The sequence below is a fragment of the Phenylobacterium sp. genome, assembly GCF_030697925.1.
Classification (GTDB): domain Bacteria; phylum Pseudomonadota; class Alphaproteobacteria; order Caulobacterales; family Caulobacteraceae; genus Phenylobacterium.
On the sequence record NZ_JAUYOJ010000192.1, the window covers coordinates 1 to 1,857 of the forward strand.

The 1,857-nt window shown below is 69.7% G+C and carries 2 protein-coding genes and 1 pseudogene; all 3 read left to right on the top strand.

Going from position 1 to position 1,857, the window contains the following annotated elements; all coding sequences use genetic code 11:
* Nucleotides 1–28 precede the first annotated feature (28 nt).
* The 3 genes and pseudogenes from Q8Q88_RS18735 (at nucleotide 29) to Q8Q88_RS18745 (ending at nucleotide 1,856) form a co-directional block, all read left to right on the top strand.
* Entirely contained in the window at nucleotides 29–322 is a 294-nt protein-coding gene (locus Q8Q88_RS18735) for an AlpA family transcriptional regulator (RefSeq protein ID WP_305676702.1), read from the top strand.
* A 17-nt stretch (nucleotides 323–339) separates the two neighbouring features.
* Nucleotides 340–1,173 (top strand): annotated as a pseudogene (locus tag Q8Q88_RS18740) (replication initiator protein A); the annotation flags it as partial.
* A 218-nt stretch (nucleotides 1,174–1,391) separates the two neighbouring features.
* Nucleotides 1,392–1,856 carry a DUF2840 domain-containing protein gene (locus Q8Q88_RS18745; RefSeq protein WP_305676704.1) on the top strand — a complete coding sequence of 155 codons (465 nt, stop codon included), beginning with the start codon at nucleotides 1,392–1,394 and terminating at the stop codon, nucleotides 1,854–1,856.
* The last annotated feature ends 1 nt before the right edge of the window (nucleotide 1,857 follow it).

A 1,857-nucleotide genomic window follows, 5' to 3' on the forward strand; every position in this document is an offset into this window, starting at 1 on the left:
CACGTGGGGACGACACGGAGGCTCGATCATGTCCGCCACATCGCCTGGCGCTTCGCCGCGGTTCCTGCGCACGCCCGAGGCTGCGCGCTTTCTCAGCCTGTCGCATCGCACGCTCGAAAAACACCGCACCTACGGCACCGGCCCCGCCTACCGCAAACTGGGCGGACGGGTGGTCTATGCGGTCGAGGACCTGCAGACCTGGGCCGACCGCGGGGCCAAGATCTCGACCTCCGATCCGGGCGTCGGGACCGTCCTGCCGGCCAAGCGGTTCCCACGCCCAGCTGGTGACCTTGGCGGCGACCTCAGCGCCGGCCGACGCTGAGACGCGCGGCGCCGGCGATGACCAGGCGATCCGCCTTCCCACCCAGCGAACGCGAACGGCTCGATCCGTTCGTCGTGGCCGTCGGCGACGCCAGCCCGCGCGATCAGCGCGATCTGATGGAGCGGCCGTTCTTTTCCCTGTCCAAGTCGCACCGCACGCGGCCAATCCTCTACAGGGCCGGCGACGTCGAGGTGCAGGTCCATGGCCTGCCCGAGCACGGGATGGCGACCATCTGGGACGCCGACGTGCTGATCTGGGCGGCCTCGCAGATCGTCGAGGCCGAGAACCACGGCGTTCGAACCTCCCGCCTCCTGCGCTTCACGCCCTACCAATTGCTGACCGCCGTCGGCCGGGCGACCGGGGCGACCGAGTACCGTCTGCTCAAGAGCGCGCTCCAGCGCCTGCAATCGACGGTGATCGCCACCTCGATCCGCCAGGGCGAGCATTGGCGGCGCCAGCAGTTCTCGTGGATCAACGAGTGGGAGGAGCTAGCGACCCGGTCGGGCCGCATCGAGGGCATGGAGTTCGTCCTGCCCGACTGGTTCTACCGCGGCGTCGTCGACCGCTCCCTCGTCCTGGCCATCGACCCGGCCTATTTCCGCCTGACCGGCGGCATCGAGCGCTGGCTCTACCGCGTCGCGCGCAAGCACGCCGGCCGCCAGAGAGGCGGCTGGGTCTTCGACATCGCCCACCTGCACACCAAGTCCGGCAGTCTCGCGCGGCCGTCGGACTTCGCGCTGGATCTCCGCCGCATCGCAGCGCGCCAGCCGCTGCCCGGCTACCGGCTCACGCTTGAGCGCCCGGCCGGTCGCGAGCGCCTGCGGATCATACCGATCGATCCATCCACGGCCGCTGTGAACAAGCCTGTGACTCGGGTCGTGACATCAGGCGCAGCGGGTATCGGGAGATCGGGCGCAGGACTATCGGGAGATCAGGCGCGCGCCCGGCCGCCAAGCCCTTGGCCGGACGGGGAAAGCCGCGCCGCTAACTTGGACTCTAACCGAGAGTCTAACTCTTCTGTTGTAGACGGAGGGCTCCGGTCTGATCGTCCGGTCGGCGGGAACGCGCCATGAGCGCCGACCAGACCACGGTCCATCTGCTGTGGGTCGAGAAGCGTGTCGAGCGCTGGATTCGCTTTGGGCGCATCGTCCACGACGAGATCCTCGACCGCCGGCGGCGTGTCGTCGGCTTCGAACCTGGCAGCATCTTCGCCTTCGTCCGTTGGGCTGCCAACGACTACGGCACGGCCGTCTCGCGGCTCGACGTGCTGCGCGCCGTCTCGCCTGGCGAGGCTTACAGCACCGTGCCCTGCGTGGCGCCCGGCGCGGACATCCTCTTGCGCACCTTCGGCTGGACCCAGGTCGAACGCGCGCTCAAGGCCATCGACGCCATCGAACGCGGCGGCGTCGATCCGTGCGAGGTGGCGCCGGACCACTGGCGCCACGTCCACGACCGGTTGGCCGCGCGCGAGGCGCCGCGGCCCTATACGCCTGAGCGCCATCGGGCCTGGCTTCTGCGCCGGAGGCTGCAGTGAC

Coding starts and splice junctions, on each gene's coding strand:
- Q8Q88_RS18735 (WP_305676702.1), top strand. CDS start 29: ATGTCCGCCACATCGCCTGGCGCTTCGCCGCGGTTCCTGCGCACGCCC.
- Q8Q88_RS18745 (WP_305676704.1), top strand. CDS start 1,392: ATGAGCGCCGACCAGACCACGGTCCATCTGCTGTGGGTCGAGAAGCGT.